Below are 22,341 nucleotides of genomic sequence, written 5' to 3'. Positions count from 1 at the left end.
TTTGACTTGAAGTTTGAGTAATCTCCGAGTGATTTTTGAATGATTTTTGAATGATTCTTACCTGATATTTAAAAGAAAACTCGCGCAGATATGGGTACTCCATAAGCTATGATGTCGGAGCAGCGCTCTTAATAGTAATATACGTGGATAGAGCTTATCCCATTATCCTTTTCAGGGACAAAACAAAACGAGCTCACAGCTTCTAGATTAGAAGAACCGCTGCACAACCAGGAGCTACAGAGGTGCGTTAGCGGTAAATGAAATGTTATCCGGTAATACGTGGAAAATCAGGTTGCGTGTCATTTTTTATATAGACTTGTCTTTAAGCGGATAAGTAGGATGGGGTGCGAGAATGAGATTTTTTGAGGGAATTGCATGCCAAAAAGACGAAACGGCGAATACTCCCATTTCGTCTTGTGTACGTTATTGTTCGTCACATCCGCATCCGACCTACTCACTACCCATCATCAGTCTAACGATCACAGATGACGCTATTTGGTGTATTTTAGTCCAGCCCAGAATGTAACGATCATGAGAAACGTTATTTTCACATTTGAGATGTGATTCCATTGATTTGAGGCCGTTTTGGCTAAAATAGCGTCGCTGGTGATCGTTAGATTTCTCAACATGCCTAAATCGCCCAAATAAGCTCCGTACGGATCGTTAGAATTTCGAACATGTGCTGGGACGCTAATATGATCAACATGACTTATCCAAGTTTGAAGAGTACATCCAGCGAAATGCTCAGGTCGGGATATAATACGGATTGTATCGTTTCTTTTCAGAGAACAAGTGGCGCGTCTGATATCGCCCATCCTCAAGGGTATACACACGTGAACCGTCTGATTACCTGGATCAGCAATCCAATATTCATTCACGCCAAATTTCTGATATAGATTAAATTTTTCATTAAAATCCTTAAGTGCCGTTAAGGAGATAACACCTCTATGATTAGCGAAGGCGCTCCATGGCAACCACTTTTGGAAATCTGATCATTGGAACATACCACGGAAAGATCGGGTTGCACGACATGATCGGGCATGTCCTATTGCTCACTTTCGCTGAAAAAAACGTCAAAGGGGGCAACAAATACATAACATTGCCGATTCTGAAAAAACGTTCGTAAAGCAAAGTGCAGTTCGCCCACTATAAACGGATGTAAGGAGGTAGGCGCAGGAGACATATTATATGCCTTTCCATTAATCAATTCCCATGCTCCATCCCAGGTTAACCAGTCCTCAAAGCGGTAAACGCCAGTATTATCAGGTTTTGACACGACTCCACCTCCTCTTTTAGTTACTTGTGTACATTTTGTTTCGTAATTTTATAGTATGCACATGCACTGCTTCCATTATATCACTGGAATAACTTCATTTCATATCAATCATCGAACAGATGATTTGTTGTTACTGGACGCTCACACTAAAAAATCCGGTCTGCTGCGTGTTGTGCGAACCTCCGTTACTTTCCCCGCGCAGCCCTTGTCCCCAATTGCCTGGAATGTTACCTTTACACTCTCTTTACCTCTCGTGATTTCTTCCGGGATCTCATAGCTGACACGGAATATTTCGCCGATCTTGTTCATATGAATGCGCTGTTCCCCTACAACAACATCTTGCACCAAAATGTTAAACTGCCGCTCATACCGAATACCCTCTCGGTCAAAATGCAGATAATCCCCGCCCCAATAGGCTACGCACAAATGATTTAAAGCATCCGGCTCTACAGCCAAGCGGTAGCTGAATGCCGCTTCTTTCACCCCGTATGCCTCACGCCACATATACAACCTGTTACGCCCGTCTGTACCGGAGCCATTGTACTGCTCTGCGCGGCAATTGCTCTCCAGTCGATGCCCGATCTCATCCTGCTGACCATCTGGCTGCACGCTATCGACGGTGATATCGTTCAGGGCTTTCTCCAGCGCATCCCCTTCATCATTCAACGCCCAATACACCGTGTAGAATTCATGATGCACATCATAGAACGGGATCAACTTCACGGCTTCTCCGGTGGACGTCACTTTCTCGCTAAGCTCAAATGTAAGCGTCTCTTTATCGACAACCTTGATCCACTTGCTCACATCCACTTCTTCCGTTCGGATGATAGGAACCGGAGCCGTCTTCGGATTCAGTGCAGTTTCGTCGATAATGGTATCCTCGGGAAGCCCTTCGCTGCCAAGCGCACCAGCAAGCACAATCGGGCCATACTGGAATGCCACCTTGTGGGCATCATCCCGGGCTGTATATTTGCGCAGTGCCATCGGCAGCGTAATGGTGATGACATCGCCCGCTGACCAGGTGCGGTCGATGGACAAGTAGCCGGGTTCCAGACGTGTATACGACTGGGCCGAATCCCCGTTCACTGTTGCCGTCATTGGCTTCTGGAGCCAGGAGGGCACGCGTAGCCTTAGACAAGCCGAGGCGCTGCCTTCGGTGATTGTCAGGGACCCTTTTTCCGAATAGGGGAAGTCGGTTTCCAGCTTTAATGCCAGTCCCTGTGAAGCCCATTCCAGTTCGGATGCGATGTACAAGTTCACATACAAATTTTGTTCATCCTCATAATAAATTGCCTCCGCATACTTTCCCGGGTTCTCCATGCCTGATCCGGTACAGCACCACCAGGCCGTATCACGTGTGCCATAGATTTTATAATGACCTTGCAACGTAGAGGCAAAATACGTCTTGTTGCCCGTATCCGGGTCTTGCGTGCCAAGGATATGGTTATAGACAGCGTTCTCATAATAGTCCATGTAAGCACTGTCCGGGTTCCAGGCAAACACCTGCTTCGTCAGATGCATCATGTTGTGGGTACAGCAACTCTCCCCGGTTTTGATGCCAAGGCTCTCCATGCCTTTTGCTTCATAATGCTCGGATATGCTCGTCGCGCCAAAGACATAAGAACGATGCTTCACGGTTGTATTCCAGAAAAATTGTGCCGCTGTCCGGTACGATGTCTGTACAGGGTCTTGATTGTAGATTTCGGCTGCGCCAATGACTTTCGGAATCTGAGTGTTGGCATGCCTTCCTTGCAGTTCATCCCGCTCCTGCTCGAGCGGCTCCAGAATGAGTTGATGTGTAAATTGCCGGGCCGCCTGTAGATAGGCTGCGTTCCCTGTAATCCCATATAGTTGGGCAAACACTTCGTTCATCCCGCCATGCTCACATAGCAGCATCGTCTGAATCTGCTCCTCGGTCATGGAGTTCAGTCCCTCCACTGCCCAATCCGCAAAACGTGTAACCACCTCAATCGCCTGCTCATTGCCCGTCATTTGATAAGCATCAATCAGACCGCGATAGATTTTATGCACGCTGTACCACGGAACCCAATATTCACCAATGTTGAATCCACCGATATGTTCCGCACGAAAAGCAATCCGGAAAGCCTCTTCCGACAAACCTCCGATATATCCGCTGCCCGTCGTCTGTTGAATTGCCGCCAGTTCACTCACAGCATAATCTAGCGTTTGCTTTAAGGCGGAATTCCCCGTTGCCTGATACGTCACCGCGAGGGCCGACATGTAATGTCCGAGGGAATGTCCGCTAATCGAGCGTGACTCCCAGCCTGCATAACGTTCCTTGCGAGGTGTTAACCCGTGGGCTTCATAACATGGAGCCAGAAAGCGGTCGATCTCCAGTGATAACAAGTAGCGTTCTCCGATATGCTGTGACGTTTGAAATGGACCTTTCAGCAAGTTAACCTGTGCGGGGCCCAGAAATCCTTTTCTCGTATCGATCATGCGGCTCGCTCCTTTGGCATATGTAATAAACTTCAAATGGTTTCTTTTTCAGTAGGTCTGAATTCAGCAATAAAGGATAAAATCCGTGTTGTACTTAGGCCAGAACTTATCTCAGCCATCTAGAATCCACCCTTGAATGTCCTCATATTATCAAATAAACTACAGTTACAGCAGACTCAGAATCCAAGAAAAGGTGGATAAATCCGTCCTATGTCAAAACCAGTGGAGCACTATTTATGTGGAAAATTCATATCAGAGGGTAACTGGAGTCATATGCGGCGAAGCATGCCGGTTCATGAGAACATTTTGATGCTGGAAGGTGAGATGTATATTGCTGAGGATGACAAACGATACGTTGTTCATGCGGATGATCTTTTATTTTTAAAGGCGGGCAGAACGCATTATGGTTACCAGATCAGTGATACACCTGTGAGCTTCTATTGGATGCATTACGGGACAGCGCCAGGCTTATTTGTTGATTTTCCAACCCATTCAACCATTCAGGTTCCTTCCATGGCGAATCAACTGTTTAAGCAGTTATTGCATGTATCTTCCTTCTCGTCCGAAGAGGCGGATGCTGCTGCGCTATTACTTCTCAAAGAAATAGAACGTAATCTGCGCACAGACTATCGCCCGCATAACGCCGTGGTGGATCACATCTGTAAATGGGTCGATATCCATCTGCATCTGAATATTACGGTGAGTGAGATTGCGGAGCACTTTAATTTCAACAAGGACTATATTTCCAAAATGGTGAAGCGGGAAAAAGGGATCGGACTCAAAACGTATATCCTCACCGAACGCATGCGCCGTGCCAAACGATTGTTGCTCAATACCAACGCCAGTGTGAAGGAGATTGCAGCCCAATGCGGTTTTAGTGACTACAAGCTGTTTCTGCGCACCTTCAAGCAGCACGAGGCCAGTACGCCGACCGAATATCGCAATCACCTATACAGTACACAGCTGAATCGTTTATAGATTAAGAACGGACTCACCTTTAGCCTGATATCCTTAGGAGCTTCAAACAACCTAGAATAAGATATAGAAAAGTTAAAAGTTCTTATAGAACATTCCAATATCTTAGCTTGAATTCACTATGTTATAATGCAAGGAAAGTTCATTCCCTACTTTACTCATAAGAAAAGGAGAATTTAGACATGACGACGGCTGCCATTACGATTCATCCTGCTTCTCCAGCTGACCATGCTGAGATTGTTGACATTCTGGTTGCCAGTTACGCGGAATACCAGAGCTCGTTTGAACAATCGGATCGTTGGGAAGCCTACCTGAAAGATATCCGTGAATCTGTGGACAATCCATACTTGACTGAATTATGGGTAGCCAAGATCGAAGATCGGATTGTCGGTACTGTTCAGTTATTTGAAACAGCACATAAAGCCTATCCCAATTTTGATCTGCCGATTGATTATCCATTTATTCGTCTGCTGGGTGTTGATCCCGAGTGGAGAGGACATGGCATTGCCCGTGAACTGCTTCAGCGGTGTGTGGAATCCACGAAGGAGCTGGGCAAAAATGCAGTTTATCTCTATACCGGTGGTCAGATGGTGAATGCCATCCGGTTATATGAACGTTTTGGCTTTATTGAAGATCAGGAGTTCAGTCCCGTAGAGGGCGGAGGGCAGGCAATCTGCTATCGTTACGAGATAAAATAAGGCCTTAACGGACGACATATAATACGGACTTACCAGGCCTATCCAAAGTAATCGTACATTCTGGAAAATGTTACGTCTCTTTATACCCATGAAACAAAGGGCTGCTCTCCTGCCATCTGTAGATGACAAGAGGAACAGCCCTCTCGTTTAAACCTGATATCTTAACGTTACAAGGTTAGTATCTCGAACCTGAGATTAACCGCCAATCTCAACCAGAATCTTCGCATGACTCTTATCGCTCATCAGCAGCTCAAGTCCGTCCTGCACAACATCATGCAGCTTAATTTTTTTGGTGATTACCTGCTTCACATCAAGTGCGCCTTCAGCAATGAGTGAGATGACCTCAGGGAAGATGTGTCGGTACGCCAGTGTAGCTGTCAGATTCGCTTCTTTTACCAGCATGTCGAAGAAGTTTACGTGAAGCGGGTTCGGAATCGCGGCGATTACCACAACTTCCCCACCTTTTTTAATCACTGACACAGCACTGTCCATCGTCGGTTGCACGCCAGCTGCTTCGTACGCAACATCAATTCCACCCGATTGCTGCGTAATGACCTGTGTTGCATCCACCTTACTGCTATTTACCGGAATTGCGCCAAGTTTAGCTGCCAGTTCCAGACGATCCTCGAAAACATCGACAGCGTAAACCTCAGATGCTCCCGCCGCTTTGGCTGACAAGATCGTCAGCAAACCAATCGGCCCTGCCCCGTATACAGCTACCTTATTTCCCACTTTCAGCTTGCTGTGTCGTACGGCATGAAAAGCAACCGCAGTTGGTTCTACCAGTGCCCCTTCTTCAAAGGAAACTTGATCTGGAATCGGGTGCACCATATATGCTTCGACTACTACATATTCGGCAAAACCGCCATCCCCGTTCAATCCGACAAAACCAAATTGAGTACACTGATTGTATCTACCTTGAATACAGTACTCACACGTTCCACAATGGTAGAGAGGTTCCACCACTACGCGATCGCCAATGTTGATACCGCTTACATGATCACCTAGAGCACTTACTGTTCCCGCAAACTCATGTCCCAGTGTCAGCGGCGCTTTTTGTCCTGAGAGCGGGTGATTTTCTCCTTCTTGAATACCTACGCCATGATGATATGCGTGTAAGTCACTGCCGCAGATTCCGGCATACTCAACTTTGATCTGCACCTGACCCGACTGTGCAACCGGAACCTCGCGGTCTTCCACACGCACGTCTTTATGACCATACCATACTGCTGCCTTCATCCTGTACATCCCCTTTTATCTAAACTGTTAATACAAGAATGTCCTGCTTGTCTATATATTATATCGCTATTCACCCATTATTCATATTTATAGATACTTATGTTAACATTACTTATACTAATGACAAAAAGGGATGATCGCATGAATCTGGAACAGCTTGAATACGTTGTCGAAATCGCCAAAACACAATCGTTCTCCGCCGCATCGGAGCATCTCCATGTCACGCAATCTGCGATCAGCCAATCGGTTCATCGCCTGGAAAAAGAACTGGGGCTGGTTTTATTCGAGCGATCCAGACAAGGCACTCATCCCACACCGGAGGGTAAACAATTTATCGCCAAAGCACTGGACATTTTACAGCGAATCGATGAATTGAAATCGCTAAATGCAACGACATCTACGCTGACCGGCGATCTTCACGTAGCTACTTTTCCGAGTGTTATGCCTTACTTGGTGCAATCGGCTGCCGATATGAAACGGGATCATCCGCAACTGAGGTTATCGATTGAAGAAAAGGGTTCGATGGAGATCATTGAGGACATCCGGAGCAATAAAACTCATCTGGGCTTTATCGCCATTTACGCAAAACAGCTGCGCGAATTGGATGGGCTGCATTTCACACCGATGTATTCAAGCAAGCTTGTTGTATGCACCCATCAACTGTCTGAACTGGCCAAGCACACACGCGTGACTCCTGATCAACTAAAAGAATATAACCTTGCGTTATATCGGGACGGTTTCATTGAGGATTTTCTGCAGGAGTTCACCTACGAATATGGGCCTTTATCCATCTTATTCAAGACCAATAATTCGGAGGCTATCAGCACCGTATTAACCAATAGTATAGCCGCGACCATCGGGCATGATTTTTCCTTTCATCAACATCCGCTTTGGAAAGATGGTTTGATTAAGATGGTCGAAATTACCGAGATCCAGCAGCCTAAAATGCAGATCGGCTTCGTGCAGACAGAATTCAGGGAGGCTGCAGCTGCGGCGGAACAATTTTCCAAGCGCTTCAAACAAGCGATTGAACTCGCCCATCTATGATCTGCTGTTCATGCATATAGGTGATATGCCCCTAGCAAAAAAAGCGCTTCGCCATGTGGCGGAGCACTTTACTTATTTCCTCTTAATTTAGTTGCCGCTTCACTTACACCTTCACCTTTTTCACTGCTTCACTCATCTCATGCGTCTGCTGTTCCAGCATCGTAGACGTTTCGGCCACCTTACGGAACATCACCGATTGATCCTGCATCAAACGGTAGATCTCATCCGAGTGATCTGACACGCCTGCAGAAATCTGTGAAATGGTGTTGACCGAAGCTGCCGCCTCTTCCGAACCGGCCGTAATTTCTTCAGCTGCAGCAGAAACCTCCTGAATGCGCTGGGTAACCAGTTGGAACGCATCCACGACTTGTGAGAATGCCTGCTCCGCTTCAGTTGTAAATATGACGCCCTGACCAATCTCCTGAGCAGTAACCCCCATTCGGGAACCAATCTGCTGTGACTCCTGTTCAATACGAAGCAATAAGTCCGAGATTCGTTCCATAGACGAACTGGAGGCTTCCGCAAGTTTCCTCACTTCTTCCGCCACAACGGCAAAACCTTTTCCATGCTCACCCGCATGCGCGGCCTCAATGGAGGCATTGAGCGCGAGCAGTTTGGTTTGACTTGCGAAGTCACGAACCGTATGCAGTGCACCACCAATTTCAGTAGAATAGTTGTTCAGCACCTGCACCATCGAGGTGACCTCTCCAGATACTGCGGAGATGTTTTCCATCTGTTTCTTCATCACCGTCATGCGCTGCTGCCCGGACTCCGCCGTAGCCAGTGCCGTTGTTGCTGCATCTGACACCACATTGGAGGATTCAGATATATCGTTAATGCCTTTTGCAATCTCTTCCATGGCATGTGCACTGTCACTTGCGCTTTGCTTCTGCGTGTGAGCACCTTGTCTGATCTCCTCGACAGCACGATCCACTGTTTTACTCATGGCAAGCATTTCTTCCGTACTCCGATTAAACTCTTTCGTGGATTCGGATAACAATTCGGTTGTTGAAGCTACCCCTCCAACCATATCACTTACCATTTTATTTAAATTTCCTGACATATGTATCATCGCCTGATACGTTGTTCCGATCTCATCTTTGCTCTTCAAACGATAGGCTGTCAAAATGCGATTTGCTTCGGCAAGCTCACCTTGTGCCATCTTTTCCACACTCGATTTCAGCGGATGTAGAGGGCGCAGTCCTCTAACGATAAACCACATCACTATAGCAATACCTGCAAGAGTAACAAGCAACAGGATCACATACAACGGCAGACTTGATCTCAAAATATCGGTTTCGATACCTCCGATAACAGAAATCCCTGTATCGATACCAATCACACCTGCAAGAGTACCGTTGCTATTTAGAATTGGAGCATAGGAAGAAATATAATCACCATACTCTGGATTATTAATAATCGGCGAACTTGCTGTTTCCCCTTGCAGCAACTTCTGCACCGCATCTGCAGGAATGTCCGTCACTTCGTTGATTGCTGAAGCTTTATCCGCATCCTTCATTCCGTCCACCATGATCAGTGGAGTTCCTTTATCGTCAATTTTGACGAAATACACATACATAGCACCAATACGCACTCGGAAATCGTCCAATTCATCCCGAATACGGAGATACTCCTCATTTTCCTTGGGGTCCTTGGCAAATTCCACATATGTTGCAGTATCCAGTTGCTTCACATAACTCTCGGCAATCTGAATATTGTAGCTCGTGATAGCCCCCTGCGCAGCAAGTTTCACATTAGCGATCTGCGTCAGCATACTTCCCGCTGCTATAATCGTAATGACCAGTGTAACAATAGCCGCAATACGCACAACCAGACGTTTCCTGAAAAAACCGATCATTTGCTCCCTCTTCCTCCCCACGAACCCAAGCCTTTTTGACTAGGCCGTACCCAAAAAACATATGTTTGAAGCACTAAGTATGGGAAAATAGTATATGAATATGTCGAATTACGCAAGAAAATATTGGATTTACATAAAAACGTTATCATTTCCGTGTTAGCTTTGGTATTAGGGACTTTAAAAAGAGTTATGAAGCGAGGTTTTTTAGAGGATTTCAGGCAAAGAAAACCTCCAACATGGTAGTTGGAGGTTTTCTTTAAGATTCTATCATCTTTATCGGATTGTACTTTGGGGTCGTTTCTGTAATCAAACAGTAAACTCCTCTAACTAATCTATTTCAAGGGAGTTCATATTCACAAAATTTTCATACCAGTCTTCTAAAGGGATATGTGATCCGTTCACAATATCCAAAGCATTTATTCTAAGAACAAACAGCCCCTTCCTTTCAAGAATTTTAATCAAAGGTTCATATACATTCAAATGTCTATATGTTTCTGGGCGTTCTTCAGCATACTTAGCAAGATGTAAATAATATTGAATAATATTTTTCACATATATATTTTCTCCTAAAAACTCAACAACTTCTGAATTGCAATAATCCGATACCTCAACTTCTTCAGTATCACCTAGTAATTTTGCTATGTCAGCAACTAAAGGTTTTATCGGACTGATCCCCTCTTCTTTGAAAAAACAAGCCAATCTTCGCAGGAATTCACATGCCAAGTCAGCCTCCACTTTAGAAGCAATACCGCCCACCAAGCTCCAATCAATATTATTTATCCTTACAATTGCTTGTTTAAGATACATGCTCTCACCTCATATTTAATAATCAATCCCACCATCCATATGTTTAATAAAATCTGAACCAGAATCATAGCCTGGGAAGGATGCTGTTGGATTGGGATCTGTTATATTTGCCTTATCGTGTGCATTTTTTAAAGGATCGGGATCAAATCTTTTTGTGTCATTATTCCATGTAGACGGATCTCTTAAGGGCATACCACCATCCATATATTGCTTTTCTTTAAGCTCATGATTGGCTAGTTTTTTAAACCATTCTATTTCCTTTTCAGTTAGTGCGTTCTTTTGAGCCTTCTGCCATGCGTATGCAATATCTGCGTCTGCCTGAAAGTACAACTCCTCATATGGTTTACCAGATACAGATAATTGTTTTCTGTCTAAGAACAGATTTTTTTTCATCCTTAAAATCTGTTCCTCTGTTAAATTCGTATTCTTCGCTACTACTCCAATATACTCAACACCTGATTTTCTAATTTCGATGTATTTTCTCTCAAGAAGAGCTTGGAATCCATCTTCTGGTACAATTATATATTTTCTCATTTGAACAGGATCTAATATATAGCCAGTACTCCCTGTTCCCTTACCAATCTCCTGTTCCTTCTCCACAAATTCAGAGAATTTAGAGGATTCCCGGGCCTTTTTACTCTCCGCAATATTGTCCATCACTTGAAGACGCGGGTCTTTAAATCCGTTAAAACCGCCCGTCATCTGTCCAGTTCCCGGCCGTTGGTTCAAAACACTAACCTTAGTACCGCCTCCTGACGATGTCAGTAGATTATGAGGTTTGATCATCTTGGCGGTGAGTCCACCGCCGACCATCATGCCTCCCATGCCCATCATATTGGCCCAGTGCTCGCTGGACCAGGCATTCGTGGGGAATATCGCTTCACGGATTGTACCATGGATGCCAAACGTCAGCCAATTGTCTGTATCATTGGCAGAATTAAAGGCTTTATCCGCTCTATCCATGTAACCTTCCACCAGACCACTTGGGATACCAAACGTCCAATAGTCCAGAAATCCGCCGACACTGTCGTAACGCTTCTGGTATCGGTCATCTGCAGCCTGCATAAAACCAGTACCGAGTTCTTTCAAACTATCCACCGATTTTTGAAAAGCATTACGATTGTCTACAGTGGGAGCCCGGCATTCATCCGGTGGAGGCGGCATACAATTGGCATCGTAGGATTGCGTAGTCTGCTGATCCGCCAGTCTGAATTTCTCCGCATGTCCTTCAAGCGTTTTGGCAATCGAGAGGGAGAGTGAACTGAAGTTGTCCATCACTCGTTGCGCCGCGATGAAATCAGCATAAAATCGTTCCTTAGTGCTCCCGTTCCACTGCCTTTCAATTTCGAACAGCTGTTGTTTCAAGACGTTATTCATCTGAGTAATCTGTCTTTGGGTGTGACGAACTGTTTTGAAACGGACAATAGCTGTTCCGGGGTTACTTTAATCGTTGTCATGGTGTACCTCGTTATCGATATTGTTCTAATTATGTATTTCGTTGTTACACGAAGATTCTGTGTTTCATATATGCCAGTTCATCCACCAGCACATGAGGTTTCAGTATAACTGGATTGAATTTCTTTTCGTAGAGACTGAGGTCTTAATCTTTTAGTTCCTATTACCCCCAGTACGCCCTATTTGTAACAATCTTTGTAACCTAGATACCCCCTCGCTCCCAATCTACAAAAAAATCCCGGCGCATGCGCCGAGATCCTTCATTTTTCATCATCACTCCTTTAATGATCAAGAAATATTCTAAGAAAGTTTGAACCTGGAAACTTAATATTTGTCCACTATAGCGCCCAACGTTACCCCTCTGAGATATGGCTGACCATTCAGGGACTGCAGCTGTTTTGCTGTTCCCGTCACCACGACACCCAGAATGCGAATATCGCTCTCTTGTGGCTCTTTTTTATCTTTTTTCAAATAATCGTAGATTCGGTTGAACTCATAATGATATAACCCTTGAAGATGTCTCCCCTGTTCCAAAGCATCCAAAAACGACTTGCCATTCACTTCTGTCGGTTTTGCTGACCGGCATATGTACATCAAAATCAAAACTCACTATTGCCATATAAGATAGATTCGGCTATATTATTAATTGATTGATCAGTTAATTAATTAATGTACAGATAAGAGAAAGGAGAATTTTTGTGGCTAGAACTGTGAATGAAGAGAAAAGGCTTGAGCGGCGTAAACGCATCTTGGAAGAAGCTGTCGTCTTGTTTGCGGAAAGTGGATACTCAAACACCACAACGGCTCTTATTGCTAAAAATATCGGTGTGACTTCCGGAACCATATTTCAATACTTCCCAACTAAAGAAACTTTGTTTCATGCGGCTGTCCTGGAACCGCTTGAAGATATCCAGAAGAAATCACTGGCTATGCTTCAACAAGATGAATCACCAGCAGCATTGATTGAAAACATGGTAGAAGAACAATTCAACCATATTTACTCTTACACCAATGAGTTACGACTGGTCCAATCTGTCCTGGGACAACGAATCAGGTTCCCGGAGCTTACTCAACAGGTTCTGGACAGTATAAAAGTAATGACAGATACGATTGAATGCGTTTATGCAAAGGGGCAATTCCTGGGGGAATTCAACCCAGGTTTCTCACCGGCCATGATCTCACGAAGTTATATCTCTTTCTTAAATGGGGTAGCGTTAACACTCGGAGAAGATATTGTTCATCATCCGGAATGGGAAAATCTAAAGGCACATGCCTATTATCTGTTTGCCCCCGTGCAACACAGCACGAACTAACACTGGAGGAAATAAAATGAAGCAACAACAACCGTCGATCGAACTCGATTCGACATTTAAAAATCGCATTAAAAAACATAAGAAACTATTATGGAGCCTGACGATTGCCCTCGTACTTATTTTAACTGTTGTGTTCTTCATATCTTATAAAGTCGTAGACATCCTGTTACACCATCCACGAGATACCGATGTCAGTTATGAATTGAACATGGATCAAACACCCTATGAGGTCGTTGAATTCAAGAGTTTAAAAAGTGATAACACGATAAGAGGGACCTTCTTCCCGGCAAACATTTCTTCAGGCAAAGCAAGTAACAAAACGCTTATTGTCGTGCATGGATATACAAGTAATCGCCTCGTCAAGGGACGTACGCCAAAGTTGGCAGAGCATTTCATCCCGAAAGGTTATAATATATTGGCCTTTGATCTCAGCGCACAAGGTAAATCCGATGGCGAGATGATCACACTTGGTCTGCGTGAGAAATATGATCTGCTTGCAGCTGTTGACTATTTGAAATCCAGAGGCCAGGCAGGCGAACATATTGGCGTTATTGGCTTCTCTATGGGAGCTGCTACGTCCCTGCTAGCTACAAGTGAAAGTGATGATATCGAAGCGGTTGTAGCAGATAGTCCGTTTCGTAATGCCGGTTTATTTTTAAGAGAGGGTCTGCCTGTATTCTCTGGATTACCTGCATTTCCATTCGGTTATACCTCCACATGGATGGCTAATTGGGCATTTGACATTGATCTTGATTCTGTGTCGCCTATGGATGCGGTCAAGAAGATGCAAAATAAACCGGTTATGCTCATTCACGGTACTGGGGATCAGCAGATCAGTTATACAAATTCAGAAAAGATCTTTGAGAACTTGAAGGATAATCCTAATGCAGAGGTATGGTATCCAGCAAATACCGAACACATTGATGCTATCAATCATTATCCAACGGAGTATTTTGCAAGAGTGGACCGTTTTATGGATAAGTATGTAGGCAAATAAATTAATCTGTTAACGTCAGCAGTATAATCAGACATCATCTTTTTCTAAGAAACAACATAGATATGCTTATCAAAAAAGGTACAGACATCTCAATAATATGAGATCATCTGTACCTTCTTTTTACTTTAGTCTCTTTAAGCTGATTTGCTATTCATCTTGCGGAATCGAATCAAAGACCATATCGTCAGCAATGCAAGTACACTAAGACAGATACTAATACTGAACCGGTTGCCTTCATCAAACACAAACATTAGAGCAATGACGCTCAGGATCAAGACAACTACTCCGGTGATGTAAGGAAATCCCCACACTTTGAATGTAGGCTGAACCGGATACTTTTTACGCAATTTAAGCTGAGAAGCAGCGATGCAGATCCAGACCAGAATCACGACAAAACCCGGAACAGCAAGCAACACTCTAAACAGCTGATCTTGGGCAAACAGTCCTAACATGGAACCTGCCAGCAACACAACGGTACACACCAGCAAGGTATTAATCGGGCTTCCGTTGCGGTTGGTTTTGGCGAGTGCTTTAGGGGCCTCCCCGCCAACAGCCATGGAATGCATCATACGAGATGCTCCGTAGATGCCCGAGTTCGCTGCGGACAGCACCGCCGTTACCAGAATAAAGTTCATAATATGCGCAGCACCCGGCAAACCTGTAGACGCCAGTACCTGTACAAACGGGCTGCTTTCCGGCCCAATCTCGTTCCAAGGAATCAGACCACAGATAATCAGAATCGGCAACGTGAAGAATAAAATGATTCTGAACATGAAATTGCCTACGATCTTGGGCATCACTTTCTCCGCATTTTCCGTTTCCGTCAAGGTCAGACCGATTAGCTCCGACCCTCCATACGAGAACATAACAACAAGAAGCGCCGAGAAGATCGATGTCCATCCGTTCGGGAAGAACCCGCCAGCTTGTGTATAGTTTTGCAGGTATGGTGTGTTGTCACTTGGAATAATACCAAAGATCAGCCCAGCCCCGAGCACGATAAAAATAATGATCATCGCAATTTTGATCCCGGCCAGCCAAAACTCAAATTCCCCGAACACACCAACGCTGAGCAGATTCACCAGTATGATGAATGCAGCACACGCCAGACTGAGCATCCACAGCGGTACATCTGCGAACCAATATTGCAGGAAACTGCCCGCCGCGATGACCTCGATGACACATACCGATAACCACAAGAAGCAGTACATCCATCCCATAATAAACGAAACTCGGCTGCCGAACGCTTCCTGTACAAAATCTTTCATATTTCTGTTCTTGTACACCGTAGCCATCTCTGCCATCGCAGCCATAACCACAAGTAATAGCAGTCCGGCAAAAATGTAGGTCACAATGACACCTGGACCTGCAAGTCCAATCGTGCCTGCACTACCTTTAAAAATGCCTGTCCCAATGACACCCCCCATTGCCATAAAGGTAATGTGTCTGGGTTTTAATTTTTTCTGTAATGATTCTTCCGTCTGAGTCTGAGCCAATTGAAATCCTCCTGAGGTACAAAAACGTCTGTAATCCTTGTCTATTTTTGAGCAATATAAAGTCCAGTATACCCTATCCATGATGAAACAGCCCACCCATTCTGTATGGCCAATTCATCCCAAACTTATGACATGCCTATGATTTATACCCCATAACTGCACAAAGTAATCGATATGTTCCCCATGTAACCAAGCTATATCCTATTCCATAAAGTAGCCATGCATCCAGATTGGCGGTGAACGTCCCCCAATCACTGGTGATATACAGCAAAGGCAGCAAAAGAGATATACCCAAAGCAATTGTCCTACTGCACCATTTCGAAGCATACCAGCACACACCCAGAATCACAGCCAATATGGGACACAATACGAATCCAACGAACAATGGGTTCATTCCTTCAAACCACCAGTAGAGCATTTTCCCGCACTCTCCATTCTTTGGTGCGTCACAGCGTTCAAATCCCGAATTTTAGTTTACCACTTTTTACGCTGTATGAACTGTATCAAATGTTTCATTTTTCTTCAAATAGACTGAAACGGTGGAAAAGAAATGCTAGCGTACACGCTCAGATAAACGTCAAACAGCCAGACTCCCTATACTGGAGAGACTGGCTGTTTCCATTTTAAATTCATCATCTATATTGTTATTCAATCACTTTGGTCATAAATGTACTGTTTGGGTCTAGAACATAGTCAGCAAACGGCTCGCAATATTTAAAACCAAAGTCTTCATACAACTTGCGTGCCGGTATAAAAGAATCCATCGAACCCGTTTCCAGGCTGATGCGCTGATATCCGCGAGTTGTCGCCTCTGCAATGATGTGCGTCAAAATATGGCGTGCTACCCCTTTGCGTAAATGAGCGGAAGCTGTACGCATCGATTTCAGTTCACCATGCTCCGCGTTCAGTTCCTTAATGGCTCCGCAGCCAAGTAGCTCATTGCCTTCCCATGCACACCAAAATGTGATCTCGGGTTTCTTCAGCCCATCCAGATTCAAAGCATGTATGCTCTCTGGTGGGGAATCCGCCGCCATACCTAACAAATGCTCCGCGATTAGTGCTTTTACCTGATCCCCACTCAAATCATCCACTCTAATATCCATCGTTTCCACTCCTGCCGACATTTTGTAATTTATCTATCTCCACGAAGCTGATCAATGATTATATATTACAATGATGTCAGGTTTTATGACAACAGCGATTTCTTGCTGGAAGACGCTTGGAAAGTGGACGGATAACATCATGACTGCTGATACGATACTGCTGTCATCTGGCAAGGCTCGCAGCCAAACATATAATACACACCTTCACCATTCTCCTGGATCATCTCACCGTCCAGCTGTCCAATGGCTTTCATCGTAACAGAACATGCCGGACATGAAGGATAGTCTGCATCCTGTACCCAACCAGGATGACCTCCAACCTGGGACAGAGAAGGTTCCATGGCCCATTCACTGCCATGAAAAGGCTGGCGCGGTTTGGGCGCAATATGGAACAGACGCCGCTGTACCGAATCATCTAGAGTACTCGATACAAGTCCCGAAACATCGACCCTGATCTCTTCAACGTCGATATCATCAAATCCATCAGGCTTCATATTATGCTTGCTCCAGATCGGTTTCCCTTCTGCATCCATTTCCATGTACACCACGCTGTAACTGCTGCATACCAAGCAGGTATGCACATCAAGTTGTGGAGAGTTCCAATGAACAGACTGAAGCGATGGATGTTTGACATGTAAATTCATTAAGCTGATAAATGAACTACCGCACCATGGACAAAGACTGGAGCTTGGCACAAGCAAAGAAATCGGAGAACCCTCCAAATTCACACTCTCGCTTCCTTCTACATCACTGTCTCCTGCTTCATACAATGAATAACTCGGGGTGATGAACAATTCTCTGCGTTGACCTTCTTCTGTTAACTCCCAACCCGCCTGCAACGTATAACACTCAGGTTCGACATATAGCTCGCCAGCCCATTCGGGCGGAGACTGCTTCCACTGCCAGAACTGTTGCACAACAGCATCGTCACCGATATAGGCTAGCATGATCAGAAAGTGGTTGCGATTCTCCTTATCGTTGTTCACCTGCTGAATCAGATGATCTCGCGTCTCGCCAGAGGCGCTTTTGAACAGAACAGCTGGATAAACGATATCCCTCTCCAAAAGTTCGGGAATTTCCGCTGTCAAGGGCAGATCATGATAACAAACAAGATACAGCAAGATATCCTTACCGCCATCCTCGTCATCTGAGCGGATCAAATCCATTGCGTAACACTTCATCTCATGCTGTTGCTCTGCCGAAAGGGACAGATACACTTGTTCCATGGAGTATTTATACGGTACATATCGAATAAGTTCGTTATATGTCCGAGGTTCATGCATGATTTTCAGAATATGCACCGCATCCGTAATGCCTTCATATAGATCGACATCTCGCCGATTCGCTTCAATATAACGCTGGTGTGCCTCCCGTTCCATTTCCTGTTTACAAGGCATACAATACCCACCCGTTTTAGCCGCTGTTGCTGGTAAAATCATATGGTCGCATCCTTTGCGTATACACGGGATACGTTCTGCCATGCTTCCGCCTCCTTCAACCTTTAGGAATGGTGTCCAAGCTGCTCCTTGGTGAATTCGTAAAACGCAAGCGCATCCTCACTGCTCGCAAATCCTGCCTGAGCTATCTTCTCACTGCCGCCGCCTTTGCCCTGGTACGCTCCAAGATTGCCTTTGAAAAAAGGTCCGCACGCCCATTCCGCAGGCTGCCCGTTCTGTGCCAGCACCACCTTCGCTTCCGAGATACTGGCAAACAGCACCAAACCTTCATGCTCTTCCGTAAGTTTGGCAGCAAGACTCTGCATGTCCTTGAGTGATTTGTCCTCGAAAATCTGGGCAATGACCAGCCCTTCCCGTGCCGCAAGCAGCTCCCGTGCGTAGTAAGCATCGTTGGTAGATTTGACAGCATTCAGCTCGCTTTGCAGCTGTTTCTGCTCCTGTTCCGTTTTCTCAATACGCTCCAGAAGTTCGTCCCGGCTTGTCTTTAATTTGCTCGTAATGCCGTTCAAAACCTGCTGAATTGCTGTGAATTCGTTCAAAGCTCTGGTACCGCATTTAAAATAAATTCGTGTGTTGCTCTTGATCTTCTCCGTTTTCAGCAGTTTAATGATTCCTATCTCGCCTGTAGCCGCCACATGTGTACCACCGCAAGCATTGTACTCCACACCCTCAATCTCCACGATGCGAATGTCCTCCGTCACCGTCGGTTGCTTCACTAAAGGCAAACGTGCGGCTTCTTCGGCAGTAACCCAGGACGTATGAATCGTGGCATTGCGGACAACCTGCCGATTCACCTCTTGCTCAACTTCAGCCAGCTGTGCTGCGCTGAGAGTCTCTGCAGCTACATCAATCGTTGCGTAGTCCGTGCCCAGGTGAAAACTGAGTGTCATGGCATCCGTTAGCTTCAACGTAACTGCTGACAACAAATGCTGCCCTGTATGCTGCTGCATGTGGTCAAATCTTCGCTCCCAATCCAGCTCACAGTGCACTTCATCCTGCTCCGGGGAACGCTCCAGCTTATGCCATACTTCTCCGTCTTCCAAGTTCACATCCAGAACTGCAATGCCGCCAATCTGTCCTAGATCACACGGTTGCCCGCCTCCATGCGGATAAAATGCCGTCTCGGCGAGCGTAACGTATATGGCATCTTCCTTCGTCACTCGATTTGTAATATGTGTATGCCACTCGCGCGTGTAAGCAGCGTCATAGTAAATTTTTTGAGTCATTGAATGGATTCGTCCCTTCTCGTTCAAGTAAGTTACATCTACTCTCAGATTACACTATTTCCCATAGCGAAAGCCAATATTGCCACTTCTATCTCTACATCTATGCAATTGAGATCATCTTGCAAATGATAAGCTATCTATTAAATTCTTTGGTTCCGGTCTACTCAATATAAAAAGACCGCTCTGTAAGCCAAGCCTACAGAACGGTCTTTTTACTATCCAACGTTTAATCTGAAAACGTTGGATATGGACGTCCCGATCGATTACACCGGAACGGAGATGGAAGACTAATGCTCGCCTGTAGACACCAAGAACGAAGCAGACAAAAAGGACCTGGAGAAGCATAGCGTTCGCTCAAAAGCTTTCTGCATGAAAGCTGCATCGGAAGCAGACGCTTATCACCGGATTGTTCCCTTCAGGGGATCAATCAACATAATCCGGGGATAAGGGCGATCGAAAGGTTTTTTGGCTGTAACGTTCCCATGTGTCTACCACAACCAGCATAGTCAGCAATCGGAGTGAGCAGTGTAATCTACAAGCCACGCCATATCTTTTTTCACATTAAACCAAGTTCCAGAAGAGGACGGTATTGGCCACTGTCACCATTGTAAACAGCAACGTATTAACAAATGCCGCGAGCCATACATTGTTCGTTTTTTCAAACAATTTGCGTGCGTATACGGCAGCAATGATCAGACATGGCACCAGTGCGAACAACAGGATGCCGTTCAGTGCTTGAGTTGGATACAGCGCCACACCTGTCATAAAGTCTTTGCCATACTGTGCCAGCATCCACAATACCAGTCCGCCCACATTCAGTACAATAGCAAGGAACATACCGCCGCGTTTGCCGCGCGTATTGGCGTTCAGAGCAATGGCACTCACAAAGTAATAGATCAGGAACAGTGGTGCATAACGCAGTGCAGTCACGAAATGTGCCTGTTCAAACGTACGTACCGCAAATGTCCAGATACGGAAGTCCGTTCCGAAGATCGCCTGTACCGCGAACAGCAGTGCATACCCGATTACAATAGCGAGTACAGCTGTTACAAGGCTGGCAATGATTGTTCCGATATTCAAGCTGATTCCGTAATCACTGAAACGGGTACCTGCATCTTTTTTGGAGAAATAGTGGAATGCAAAGGTCACCAGAATCATAATCAATGCCGATACCAGCGCCCAGTATACGATCTGGTTCGTCGTTGGTTCATTGAAGTATGTGCCTGTAACGACAATTTTGCTCGCATAGTTAAACACAACCCACATGACCAGAGATACAATGGCCAGCAGCACGCTGCCTACGCCCATGTTTTTCATCCGGCGGCTTGCCGCAAAATCATTCTTTTTGCTTCCAGCCAAGATAAATCCAATGACTGCACCAAGCACACTTACGATCAACACGATCAGAGCAATGATACGCAATACATTTAATCCGTCTGCCGATTTATCCATCAGCGTTGGGAAAAGAATGGCCGGAATCAGCGTGCTGAACGCAATCGCGAGCCAGTACATTGTTTTTTGCTTGCCGCTTACGGCAGCGGATACTGTTGCAATCTCGCTGCTAACCGCTTTACGCAGCAATGGCAATCTGAGCAACAACGTAATCAACGGTACAATCATCAGGAAGAAACCGATCAAGGCTACAAAGTTAAAGGCTTCCTTCGCCCACCAGATCTGATTTCCCGATCCCAGATTTACATTGGTCTGGTTCGGTGAAGTTACCCCATTGAAAGCATGCGCGTAAAAGTCGATCAGATGTCCCGTTGTCGTTGGTGAAAAATGGTTCCACGGGTGAGTCTGATTCGGTGTGAACATGATGTGCTCGCCCGTTTGCGAAGGGCGTACTACTTTGCCATCCACTAACAGGTCTCCGGACTGTACTTCTGTAAACTTGTCCGTTTCCGCTCTTGGCGCATCTGCTGCCAGTCCGAGGAATGTTTTACCCGAAATCGTTGCGGCAAAATCCTTGCGCATCACGGTACCTTTGATTTCTTTTTCAGCGGCTGTTTTCTCTTCGTCGGATTTATTGAAGAAAAACTCGTCATACTTACCCGCAATCATACCCACTGTACGGCTTCCAAAAGCTGCTTGTAGCTGATCTTGCGGAGCCACGGCTGCTGCATACGAATAATCCGCGCCTACAGAGATCCCTGTATAGATCATGCGGTGTCCTGTTTGCAGTGAAGTCATCTCATCCATGTACATGGAGAGCAGTGTCGAGAATCCGCCCATGGAGTGACCGCTAACGGCAACGTACGCGTTACCCTTGTCATCCTTTTTCGTGAAGTCCTGATCATAGATATATTTAGCTGCATCGAATTGCGAATAAATCCAGAATGTGCCGAACATATCTTTCACTGGAATAGGTGCACTCCAGCGGGAATCCCCGTGATCATACATATCAAGTGCGAGCACGATGTAACCACGTCTGGACATCTCAATGGCAGGTGCATCCTGCATTTCTTTCGTGTTCAAATAACCATGTGTTGTTATAATTACTGGCCTTTTATCATCAGCGCCCGCGCCTTTCGGCATGTACAGCAGACCCGATAATGTTCCGTGATCGGCCTTGAATTTGATCTCTTTAACCTTAACGGAATAGAAGGATGTGTTGAACATGCCGGCGAACAAACTGCCGAAAATGACCAGAACGAGTGATAAAACCAGCAACCCCTGCGGTTTCTTCAAGAATGATGTGACTGTTCTCATTGGTTGGCTCCTTTAAGTAATATAAAATGCGATATAACTTGAACTATTCTTTTACACAATAACGGAGAGGACAGAAAAAACCTGGAAAAGCGAAGCGCTCGGCTTTATCACCGGATTTTTCCTTTTGGAAAAGGGAATCCAAAAAATCTGGGGATAACAGCGATTGGAAGGTTCTTCTGTCATCAGAGTGGACTGTGTAAAATCTTTAGTTCAAATTATATAGATAAA

Annotated in this window: 18 protein-coding genes; 5 read left to right on the top strand and 13 right to left on the bottom strand. The window is 45.3% G+C overall.

Translation table 11 applies throughout. The features are described from left to right. Positions 1 to 491: 491 nt before the first annotated feature. The 3 genes from ABIE27_RS15200 to ABIE27_RS15190 all read right to left on the bottom strand — a co-directional run bounded on the left by ABIE27_RS15200 (position 492) and on the right by ABIE27_RS15190 (position 3,736). Positions 492 to 878, bottom strand: coding sequence for a hypothetical protein (locus ABIE27_RS15200; protein ID WP_429350984.1), 387 nt, complete (start codon positions 876 to 878; stop codon positions 492 to 494). 167 nt (positions 879 to 1,045) lie between these two features. Then, positions 1,046 to 1,276: a Uma2 family endonuclease gene (locus ABIE27_RS15195; protein ID WP_345789250.1), complete on the bottom strand. Its 231-nt coding sequence runs from the start codon at positions 1,274 to 1,276 to the stop codon at positions 1,046 to 1,048. Positions 1,277 to 1,417: 141 nt separating this feature from the next. Next, positions 1,418 to 3,736, bottom strand: coding sequence for a glycoside hydrolase family 127 protein (locus tag ABIE27_RS15190; protein ID WP_123062944.1), 2,319 nt, complete (start codon positions 3,734 to 3,736; stop codon positions 1,418 to 1,420). A gap of 210 nt (positions 3,737 to 3,946) precedes the next feature. Between ABIE27_RS15190 and ABIE27_RS15185 the strand changes: the two genes are divergently transcribed. Together ABIE27_RS15185 and ABIE27_RS15180 are read left to right on the top strand one after the other, a co-directional pair. Continuing rightward, complete coding sequence (locus ABIE27_RS15185; RefSeq protein ID WP_429350860.1) at positions 3,947 to 4,714, top strand: AraC family transcriptional regulator; 768 nt, start codon at positions 3,947 to 3,949, stop codon at positions 4,712 to 4,714. A gap of 179 nt (positions 4,715 to 4,893) precedes the next feature. Further along, positions 4,894 to 5,409: a GNAT family N-acetyltransferase gene (locus ABIE27_RS15180; RefSeq protein WP_123062942.1), complete on the top strand. Its 516-nt coding sequence runs from the start codon at positions 4,894 to 4,896 to the stop codon at positions 5,407 to 5,409. A gap of 195 nt (positions 5,410 to 5,604) precedes the next feature. On the opposite strand, the gene ABIE27_RS15175 is transcribed toward ABIE27_RS15180, so the two are convergent. After that, a complete protein-coding gene (locus ABIE27_RS15175) occupies positions 5,605 to 6,648 on the bottom strand; it encodes a 2,3-butanediol dehydrogenase (RefSeq protein WP_123062941.1) in 1,044 nt (347 codons plus the stop codon). Positions 6,649 to 6,789: 141 nt separating this feature from the next. Here ABIE27_RS15175 and ABIE27_RS15170 point away from each other — a divergent pair, with 141 nt between their 5' ends. Continuing rightward, a complete protein-coding gene (locus ABIE27_RS15170; protein WP_429350859.1) occupies positions 6,790 to 7,695 on the top strand; it encodes a LysR family transcriptional regulator in 906 nt (301 codons plus the stop codon). A 103-nt stretch (positions 7,696 to 7,798) separates the two neighbouring features. Here the strand turns inward: ABIE27_RS15170 and ABIE27_RS15165 are convergent, their stop codons facing one another. From ABIE27_RS15165 to ABIE27_RS15150, 4 genes are all read right to left on the bottom strand, one after another. Continuing rightward, positions 7,799 to 9,553: a methyl-accepting chemotaxis protein gene (locus ABIE27_RS15165; protein WP_123062939.1), complete on the bottom strand. Its 1,755-nt coding sequence runs from the start codon at positions 9,551 to 9,553 to the stop codon at positions 7,799 to 7,801. 327 nt (positions 9,554 to 9,880) lie between these two features. After that, positions 9,881 to 10,360, bottom strand: a complete 480-nt coding sequence (locus ABIE27_RS15160) for a hypothetical protein (protein ID WP_429350858.1) — start codon at positions 10,358 to 10,360, stop codon at positions 9,881 to 9,883. 15 nt (positions 10,361 to 10,375) lie between these two features. Beyond that, positions 10,376 to 11,725, bottom strand: a complete 1,350-nt coding sequence (locus ABIE27_RS15155) for a hypothetical protein (RefSeq protein WP_429350857.1) — start codon at positions 11,723 to 11,725, stop codon at positions 10,376 to 10,378. Positions 11,726 to 12,139: 414 nt separating this feature from the next. Next, complete coding sequence (locus ABIE27_RS15150; protein WP_429350856.1) at positions 12,140 to 12,409, bottom strand: anti sigma factor C-terminal domain-containing protein; 270 nt, start codon at positions 12,407 to 12,409, stop codon at positions 12,140 to 12,142. 104 nt (positions 12,410 to 12,513) lie between these two features. Between ABIE27_RS15150 and ABIE27_RS15145 the strand changes: the two genes are divergently transcribed. Then, complete coding sequence (locus tag ABIE27_RS15145) at positions 12,514 to 13,128, top strand: TetR/AcrR family transcriptional regulator (RefSeq protein WP_429350855.1); 615 nt, start codon at positions 12,514 to 12,516, stop codon at positions 13,126 to 13,128. A 16-nt stretch (positions 13,129 to 13,144) separates the two neighbouring features. Continuing rightward, on the top strand, positions 13,145 to 14,125 hold the full coding sequence (locus ABIE27_RS15140; RefSeq protein ID WP_429350854.1) for an alpha/beta hydrolase: 981 nt from the start codon (positions 13,145 to 13,147) through the stop codon (positions 14,123 to 14,125). Between the two features lie 134 nt (positions 14,126 to 14,259). On the opposite strand, the gene ABIE27_RS15135 is transcribed toward ABIE27_RS15140, so the two are convergent. The 5 genes from ABIE27_RS15135 to ABIE27_RS15115 all read right to left on the bottom strand — a co-directional run bounded on the left by ABIE27_RS15135 (position 14,260) and on the right by ABIE27_RS15115 (position 22,113). Next, the gene (locus tag ABIE27_RS15135; protein WP_429350853.1) at positions 14,260 to 15,618 is read right to left on the bottom strand and encodes an amino acid permease; all 1,359 of its coding nucleotides are present in this window, start codon (positions 15,616 to 15,618) and stop codon (positions 14,260 to 14,262) included. Positions 15,619 to 16,262: 644 nt separating this feature from the next. Then, positions 16,263 to 16,721, bottom strand: a complete 459-nt coding sequence (locus ABIE27_RS15130; RefSeq protein ID WP_123062933.1) for a GNAT family N-acetyltransferase — start codon at positions 16,719 to 16,721, stop codon at positions 16,263 to 16,265. Between the two features lie 137 nt (positions 16,722 to 16,858). Then, a complete protein-coding gene (locus tag ABIE27_RS15125) occupies positions 16,859 to 18,202 on the bottom strand; it encodes a DUF1963 domain-containing protein (RefSeq protein WP_429350852.1) in 1,344 nt (447 codons plus the stop codon). 20 nt (positions 18,203 to 18,222) lie between these two features. Next, entirely contained in the window at positions 18,223 to 19,404 is a 1,182-nt protein-coding gene (locus ABIE27_RS15120; protein WP_429350851.1) for an alanyl-tRNA editing protein, read from the bottom strand. A 561-nt stretch (positions 19,405 to 19,965) separates the two neighbouring features. Then, the gene (locus ABIE27_RS15115; protein ID WP_429350850.1) at positions 19,966 to 22,113 is read right to left on the bottom strand and encodes an alpha/beta hydrolase family protein; all 2,148 of its coding nucleotides are present in this window, start codon (positions 22,111 to 22,113) and stop codon (positions 19,966 to 19,968) included. Positions 22,114 to 22,341: the final 228 nt, after the last annotated feature.

The sequence above is a fragment of the Paenibacillus sp. 4624 genome (genome assembly GCF_050435065.1).
GTDB classification, from domain to species: Bacteria; Bacillota; Bacilli; order Paenibacillales; family Paenibacillaceae; genus Paenibacillus; species Paenibacillus amylolyticus_D.
The sequence above is the reverse complement of the archived record's forward strand: the minus strand, read 5'-3'. Positions and strand labels throughout refer to the sequence as shown.

Bases quoted from the DNA above. Each gene is read 5' to 3' on its own strand.
- ABIE27_RS15175 (WP_123062941.1), bottom strand. From the start codon at position 6,648: ATGAAGGCAGCAGTATGGTATGGTCATAAAGACGTGCGTGTGGAAGAC.
- ABIE27_RS15120 (WP_429350851.1), bottom strand. From the start codon at position 19,404: ATGACTCAAAAAATTTACTATGACGCTGCTTACACGCGCGAGTGGCAT.
- ABIE27_RS15125 (WP_429350852.1), bottom strand. From the start codon at position 18,202: ATGGCAGAACGTATCCCGTGTATACGCAAAGGATGCGACCATATGATT.
- ABIE27_RS15165 (WP_123062939.1), bottom strand. From the start codon at position 9,553: ATGATCGGTTTTTTCAGGAAACGTCTGGTTGTGCGTATTGCGGCTATT.
- ABIE27_RS15185 (WP_429350860.1), top strand. From the start codon at position 3,947: ATGTCAAAACCAGTGGAGCACTATTTATGTGGAAAATTCATATCAGAG.
- ABIE27_RS15160 (WP_429350858.1), bottom strand. From the start codon at position 10,360: ATGTATCTTAAACAAGCAATTGTAAGGATAAATAATATTGATTGGAGC.
- ABIE27_RS15115 (WP_429350850.1), bottom strand. From the start codon at position 22,113: ATGAGAACAGTCACATCATTCTTGAAGAAACCGCAGGGGTTGCTGGTT.
- ABIE27_RS15180 (WP_123062942.1), top strand. From the start codon at position 4,894: ATGACGACGGCTGCCATTACGATTCATCCTGCTTCTCCAGCTGACCAT.
- ABIE27_RS15140 (WP_429350854.1), top strand. From the start codon at position 13,145: ATGAAGCAACAACAACCGTCGATCGAACTCGATTCGACATTTAAAAAT.
- ABIE27_RS15130 (WP_123062933.1), bottom strand. From the start codon at position 16,721: ATGGATATTAGAGTGGATGATTTGAGTGGGGATCAGGTAAAAGCACTA.
- ABIE27_RS15190 (WP_123062944.1), bottom strand. From the start codon at position 3,736: ATGATCGATACGAGAAAAGGATTTCTGGGCCCCGCACAGGTTAACTTG.
- ABIE27_RS15150 (WP_429350856.1), bottom strand. From the start codon at position 12,409: ATGTACATATGCCGGTCAGCAAAACCGACAGAAGTGAATGGCAAGTCG.
- ABIE27_RS15170 (WP_429350859.1), top strand. From the start codon at position 6,790: ATGAATCTGGAACAGCTTGAATACGTTGTCGAAATCGCCAAAACACAA.